This is a genomic window from Streptomyces sp. NPDC059003, from assembly GCF_042740445.1.
Taxonomy (GTDB): domain Bacteria; phylum Actinomycetota; class Actinomycetes; order Streptomycetales; family Streptomycetaceae; genus Streptomyces.
On the sequence record NZ_JBHYJH010000107.1, the window covers coordinates 26875 to 33519 of the forward strand.

Consider the following 6645-nt stretch of genomic DNA (forward strand, 5'->3'; position numbering starts at 1 on the left):
TCCTCAGTGAGTGGCGAGTGAGTGGCGGGTGCGCAACAGGGGCGGGTGCGCACCAAGTGAACGGGACGCTTACGCGCGGCGCGGCGCGCTCAGGTCGCCACCGGCGTGTACACCGCGTTCTTCTCCGCGCTCTCCTCCACCGCGGCAAGGACCCGCTGCACCGCGAGCCCGTCCGCGAACGACGGCTCGGGCGCGGTGCCCGTGGCGATGGCGTGCAGCAGGTCGCGGGCCTGGTGCACGAAGGTGTGCTCGTAGCCGAGCGCGTGGCCGGGCGGCCACCAGGCCTCCAGGTAGGGATGGCCCGGCTCGGTGACGAGGATGCGGCGGAAGCCGGCGGAGGCGGCGGGTTCGGTGTGGTCGTGGAAGGAGAGTTCGTTGAGGCGTTCCAGGTCGAAGGACAACGACCCGTCCGATCCGTTGAGTTCGAGGCGCAGCGCGTTCTTGCGGCCCGCCGCGAACCGCGTCGCCTCGAAGGTGGCGAGCGCACCGGACGGGAAGCGCGCCGTGAAGACCGCCGCGTCGTCGACGGTGACCTGGCCGGTTCCGACATCGCCCGCCGCGGTGGGACCGCTGGACAGGTCGCTGGACAGACCGCTGGACACCCCCTCCAGGAGGGGCCGCTCCCGTACGAAGGTCTCGGTCAGGGCGGACACGCCCGCGATGGCCTCGCCCGTCAGGAACTGTGCGAGGTCCACGATGTGCGCGCCGAGGTCGCCGAGCGCCCCCGAGCCCGCCCGGTCCTTGCGCAGCCGCCAGGTGAGCGGGAAGCCGGGGTCGACGAGCCAGTCCTGGAGGTAGCTGAGGCGTACGTGGCGCAGGGTCCCGAGCCGGCCTTCGGCGACGATGTCGCGGGCGAGCGTGAGCGCGGGTACGCGGCGGTAGTTGAAGCCGACCATCGCCACCTGGCCGCGCTCGCGGGCCCGTTCGGCGGCGGCCAGCATCGCCTCGGCCTCCTCGACGGTGTTGGCGAGGGGCTTCTCGCACAGCACGTGCTTGCCCGCGTCGAGCGCGGCTACGGCGATCTCCGCATGGCTGTCGCCGGGCGTGCAGATGTCGACGAGGTCGACGTCGTCCCGGGCGACGAGCGCGCGCCAGTCGGTCTCGGCGGCCGCCCAGCCGAGCCGGTCGGCGGCGGCCCGCACCCCCGAGCCGTCGCGGCCGCAGACCGCCGCGAGCACCGGGGTGAGGGGGACGTCGAAGACCCGTGGCACGGTCCGCCACCCCTGGGAGTGGGCGGCGCCCATGAACGCGTACCCGACCATGCCCACACCCAGCCGACGCTTCCCGGCGTCGCGCTCCGTCTCACTCATGCGGTAACTCCTCCTGATCGACGTCTGCTTCAACGTCCGCTGCGACGCGTGCTCCGGCCTCCGCCGCGGCCCGCGCTGCGACGTCCGCTGCGACGCGTGCTCCCGGGACGGCCTCGCTCCTCATCACTTCCTCGTCACTTGAAGCCCGCGGGTCACTTGAAGCCCGTGGACATGTACTGGTCGACGTTGTCCTTGTCGACGACGGCCGAGTAGAGCGTCAGGGACGCGGGGATCTCGAACTCGGCCATGCCGCCGATGCCCTTGCCCTGGCCGAGGGCGCGCGCCAGGTCGATCGCGGACGCGGCCATCGTCGGCGGGTACAGGACGGTGGCCTTGAGGACGCCCCGGTCGGCCTTGATCTCCTGGAACGCGGAGAGCGCGCCCGCGCCGCCGACCATCAGGAAGTCGTCGCGGCCGGCCTGCTTGATGGCGCGCAGGGCGCCCACGCCCTGGTCGTCGTCGTGGTTCCACAGGGCGTCGATGTTCTTCTGCGCCTGGAGCAGCTGCGACATCTTCGCCTGGCCGGACTCGACGGTGAACTCGGCGGCCTGCCGGGCGACCTTCTTGATGTTCGGGTAGTTCTTGAGCGCGTCGTCGAAGCCCTTCGTGCGCTGCTTGGTGAGCTCCAGGTTGTCGAGCCCGGCGAGCTCCACGACGCGTGCGTCGTCCTTGCCCTTGAGCTTCTCGCCGATGTAGTGCCCGGCGTTGAGGCCCATGCCGTAGTTGTCGCCGCCGATCCAGCAGCGGTACGCCTGCGCGGACGCGAAGATCCGGTCGAGGTTGACCACGGGGATGCCGGCCTTCATCGCCTTGAGGCCGACCTGCGTGAGGGCCTTGCCGTCGGCGGGCAGGATGACGAGGACGTCGACCTTCTTGTTGATGAGGGTCTCGACCTGGCCGATCTGGGCGGCGGTGTCGTTGGAGCCCTCGGTGGCCTCCAGGGTGACGTCCTGGTACTTCTTCGCCCGCGACTTGGCGTTGTCGTTGATCGCGTTGAGCCAGCCGTGGTCGGCCTGCGGCCCGGCGAAGCCGATGGTGACCTCCTTGCCGGGCTTGTCGTCGGCGACGGCCTGGTTGTTCTCCGAAGCCGCGTCGTCGTCCTTGGACTCGTTGCTGGTGCAGCCGGTCAGGACGGCACCCGCGGACACGGCGGCCGCCCCGAAGAGCAGCCCTCTGCGGCTCGTGGTGTGTGGCATGGCGGTGACCCCTTCACGTGGTGGCCGTTCGGCGCTGCACCAGGACGGCGGCGACGATGATCGCCCCCTTGGCGATCTGCTGGACGGCGGTCTCCAGGTTGTTGAGCGCGAAGATGTTGGTGATCGTGGTGAAGATCAGGACGCCGAGCACGGAGCCGGTGATGGTGCCGCGCCCGCCGCTGAGCAGGGTGCCGCCGATGATCGCGGCGGCGATGGCGTCGAGCTCGTACAGATTGCCGTTGGTGTTCTGGCCGGACCCGGCGAGCACGATCAGCAGGAACGCCGCGATCCCGCAGCACAGGCCCGAAAGCAGGTAGAGGTAGAGCCGCTGCCTGCGTACGTCGATCCCGGCCAGGCGCGCGGCCTCCGCGTTGCCGCCGACCGCGACCGAACGGCGGCCGAACGTGGTGCGGTTGAGCAGCAGCCAGCCCACGACCGTCACGGCGGCGAAGACCATCACCAGCGGCGGAATGCCGAGGACGTAGGAGTCCCGCTCCCCCAGCTTCAGGACGCCGTCGACCGTGACCATCTGGGTCTTGCCGTCGGTGATCTCCAGGGCGAGCCCGCGGCCCGACGCGAGCATGGCGAGCGTCGCGATGAACGGCACCATGCCGCCGTACGCGATGAGCAGGCCGTTGACGAGCCCGCACCCCAGGCCCACGACGACGGCCGTGAAGAGGATGCCCGCGAAGCCGTACTCCTGTGTGGCGACGGTGGTCGCCCACACCGACGCGAGCGCCACGATCGCGCCGACGGACAGGTCGATGCCGCCGGAGATGATCACGAAGGTCATGCCGACGGTGACGACGCCGATGACGGACGCCTGGGTGAGGATCAGCTGGACGTTGTCGGTGTCGAGGAACGCGTCGGGCTGGGTGACGCCGCCGATCACGACGAGGGCGGCGAGGACGCCGAGCAGCGACAGGGTCCGTAGGTCGACGCGGGCGGCCAGGGCCCGCAGGGGGCTCGGCGCGCGGTCCGTCGGCGGGCGCTTCTCGGTGACGGGCCGGGCGGGCGATGCGGGCTGCGTCATGACGCCGGGCTCCCTTCCGTGGTGACGGTGTCTTCCGGTGCGCCGGCCGCGGTGCCGGACGCCAGGACGAGGTCGAGGACGCGGTGTTCGTCGAGCTCGCGCGCGGGCGCCTCGTGCACGACGCGGCCCTCGCGGAGCACCAGGACGCGGTCGGCGAGGCCGAGGACCTCGGGCACTTCGCTGGATACGAGGAGGACGGCGAGGCCTTCGTCGGCGAGCCGCCGGACGACGGCGTACAGCTCGGCGCGGGCGCCGACGTCGACGCCGCGCGTCGGCTCGTCCAGGAGCAGCACGCGGCAGCCGCGCAGGAGCCAGCGGGCGAGCACGGCCTTCTGCTGGTTGCCGCCGGAGAGGGTGCGCACGGGGACGGACGGGTTGTCGGGCCGGAGCGACAGCTCCCGGGTCACGGCCCGCGCGGCCTCGCGCTCCTTCGTACGGTCGAGCCAACCGGCGTACGAATAGCGGGACATGGAGGACACGGACACGTTGCGGGTGACGGACTCCAGCATCAGGAGCGCCTGCGCCTTGCGCTCCTCGGGGGCGAGGCCGAGCCCGGCGCGGACGGCGGCGCGGACGCTGCCGGGGCGAAGGGCCCGGCCGTCGACGCGGACGTGGCCCGCGGTCGGCTTGCGGGCGCCGTAGATGGTCTCCAGGATCTCGGACCGGCCGGAGCCGACGAGCCCCGCGAGGCCGACGATCTCGCCGGGCCGCAGGTCCAGGTCGAGCGGCGCGAACTCGCCGTCGCGGGCGAGGCCGTGGACGGTGAGCACGGGCTCCGCGGGGGCGGCGTCGCCTTGAGCCGGGGTGCCCCGCTGGGCCGGGGTCCGCTGCTGGGCCGGGGTGCGCCGCGGGAAGACGTACTCGACGTCGCGCCCCGTCATCAGGGCGATGACCTCGCGCGTCGGGGTGTCCTTGGCGGGCAGGCCGACCGCGACGGCGCGGCCGTCCTTGAGGACGGTGACGCGGTCGCCGATGCGGCGGATCTCCTCGAGGCGGTGGGAGATGTAGACGACGGCGACGCCGTCCGCCGTGAGGTCGCCGACGATGCGGAAGAGATTGTCGACCTCGTCCGGGTCGAGGGCGGCGGACGGCTCGTCCATGACGATGAGGCGTACGTCGTGGGAGAGCGCGCGGGCCATCGACACGATCTGCTGCTGCGCGGCGGACAGCGCGCCGACGAGCCGCCCCGGATCGATCTCTGGATGGCCGAGTCGCTTGAGCAGAGCGGCAGTCGACTCGCGTGCGGCGCGCCCCCTGACCACGAATCCGGCCGTGGTCGGCTCGTGCCCGAGGTAGACGTTCTCGGCCACGGACAGGCCCTCCACCAGGTCGAGCTCCTGGTAGATGGTGGCGATGCCGCGGCGCATCGCGGCGATCGGCGAGCGCAGCGCGATCTGCTCGCCCCGCCAGACGATGGTGCCGCCGTCGGGCTGGTGGGCGCCCGCGAGGACCTTGATGAGCGTGGACTTGCCCGCGCCGTTCTGGCCGAGCAGGCAGTGCACTTCACCGGCGGTCACGTGCAGGTCGACGCCGTCGAGCGCCCGGACACCGGGGAAGGACTTGGTGATGCCGGACATGCTGAGCAGCGGTGGTTCTGGTGCCATGGTGGTTCCCCTCGGCGGACGTGCGGGCCGGTGTCAGGGCAGGGCAGAGCAGGGCGCTGTACGGGTGCGGAGGAAACGGAGACGTGGCGAGAGGTGCTCGTGTTACGCGGGTGAGAACAGGTGGTCGCTGATGAGCCGGGCGCCGCCGATGACTCCGGCGGTGGGGCCGAGCTCGCCGAGGACGATGGGGAGGTTGCCGGTCGCGAGCGGCAGCGACTGGCGGTAGACCTGGGTGCGGATCGCGGCGAGCAGCGTGTGGCCGAGGCCCGTGACGCCGCCGCCGATCACCACGAGGCCGGGGTTGAAGAAGCTGACGAGGCCCGCGATGACCTGGCCGGTGCGGTTGCCGCCCGTCCGGATCAGGTCGAGCGCGGTGGCGTCACCGGCGGCCGCCGCGGCGGCGACGTCGACGGCGGTGAGGGTGCCGGATGCCTCGAAGCGCGCGCCGAGCTCCGGCGAGCCGCCCTGGCGGGCGGCCTCCTCCGCGTCGCGGGCGAGTGCCGCGCCGCTGAAGTAGGCCTCCAGGCAGCCCCTGTTGCCGCAGGCGCAGGGGCGGCCGTCGGGCTCGACCTGGATGTGGCCGATGTCGCCCGCGCTGCCCGTCGTGCCGCGGTGGACCTCGCCGCCGACGACGATGCCGCAGCCGATGCCGGTGCCGATCTTGACGCAGAGGAAGTCACCGACGGACCGGGCGACGCCGGCGTGCTGCTCGCCCATCGCCATCAGGTTCACGTCGTTGTCGACCATGACCGGGCAGCCGAGCTCCTGGCTGAGCGCCTCCCGTACGGGGAAGCCGTCCCAGCCGGGCATGATCGGCGGCGCGACGGGGACGCCCTCGGGGAAGCGGACGGGGCCCGGTACGCCGATGCCGGCGCCGTCGAATCCCTCCGCGAGGCCCGAGTCCCGCAACTTCGCGGCCATGGAAAGGACTTGCTCGAAGACCGCGACCGGGCCCTCGCGCACGTCCATGGGCTGGTTGATGTGCCCGAGCACCTCCAGCTCGGCGTTGGTGACGGCGACGTCGACCGAGGTGGCGCCGATGTCGACGCCGAGGAAGCGGAGGTTGGGGGCGAGGCGGATGTTGTGGGAGCGGCGGCCGCCGCGGGATGCGGCGAGGCCGTCGGCGACCACGAGTCCGGTCTCCAGGAGGCGGTCCACCTCCACGGCCAGCTTGGACCGGGAGAGGTCGACCTGGTCGCCCAGCTGGGCGCGGGAGTTGGGGCCGCCGTCACGGAGGAGGCGCAGCAGGCGGGCCTGATGCGTGTTGGCGGGTCGAGCCGTCATCCGTCTCACGCGCCCCTCCCCGCCTCATCGGCCTTGTCCCTCTTGCGTGTTGGGCTTTCGAGGGGAACGTAGCAGTGCGTGCCGGGGGTGGGAAGAACTTGCGCGCGAATTGGGTACGACTTTCTCCTGTGACGGGACAAAGGGGGGTGGGTGGGCCCTCGCGGGGGGCGCCCCAGGCCCGCCCCTTCACCGAAACCAGGGGCTGCCGCCCCTGGCAC

5 protein-coding genes are annotated in these 6645 nt (G+C 72.2%); all 5 read right to left on the reverse strand.

The window, feature by feature from the left end:
• Positions 1 to 89 precede the first annotated feature (89 nt).
• A complete protein-coding gene (locus ACFWZ5_RS30290; protein ID WP_384891589.1) occupies positions 90 to 1310 on the reverse strand; it encodes a Gfo/Idh/MocA family protein in 1221 nt (406 codons plus the stop codon).
• A gap of 152 nt (positions 1311 to 1462) precedes the next feature.
• Entirely contained in the window at positions 1463 to 2506 is a 1044-nt protein-coding gene (locus tag ACFWZ5_RS30295; protein WP_384805957.1) for a substrate-binding domain-containing protein, read from the reverse strand.
• Between the two features lie 13 nt (positions 2507 to 2519).
• Positions 2520 to 3539 (reverse strand): ABC transporter permease, encoded by a 1020-nt coding sequence (locus ACFWZ5_RS30300; RefSeq protein WP_384805956.1) that lies wholly within the window; start codon positions 3537 to 3539, stop codon positions 2520 to 2522.
• Positions 3536 to 5143, reverse strand: coding sequence for a sugar ABC transporter ATP-binding protein (locus ACFWZ5_RS30305; protein WP_384805954.1), 1608 nt, complete (start codon positions 5141 to 5143; stop codon positions 3536 to 3538). The genes ACFWZ5_RS30300 and ACFWZ5_RS30305 overlap by 4 nt, the downstream gene beginning before the upstream one ends.
• A 102-nt stretch (positions 5144 to 5245) precedes the next feature.
• Complete coding sequence (locus tag ACFWZ5_RS30310; protein ID WP_384805952.1) at positions 5246 to 6427, reverse strand: ROK family protein; 1182 nt, start codon at positions 6425 to 6427, stop codon at positions 5246 to 5248.
• Positions 6428 to 6645 lie beyond the last annotated feature (218 nt).

What these genes read in the sequence shown, in the direction of transcription:
- ACFWZ5_RS30290 (WP_384891589.1), bottom strand. Translation starts at nt 1,310, where the DNA reads ATGAGTGAGACGGAGCGCGACGCCGGGAAGCGTCGGCTGGGTGTGGGC.
- ACFWZ5_RS30295 (WP_384805957.1), bottom strand. Translation starts at nt 2,506, where the DNA reads ATGCCACACACCACGAGCCGCAGAGGGCTGCTCTTCGGGGCGGCCGCC.
- ACFWZ5_RS30300 (WP_384805956.1), bottom strand. Translation starts at nt 3,539, where the DNA reads ATGACGCAGCCCGCATCGCCCGCCCGGCCCGTCACCGAGAAGCGCCCG.
- ACFWZ5_RS30305 (WP_384805954.1), bottom strand. Translation starts at nt 5,143, where the DNA reads ATGGCACCAGAACCACCGCTGCTCAGCATGTCCGGCATCACCAAGTCC.
- ACFWZ5_RS30310 (WP_384805952.1), bottom strand. Translation starts at nt 6,427, where the DNA reads ATGACGGCTCGACCCGCCAACACGCATCAGGCCCGCCTGCTGCGCCTC.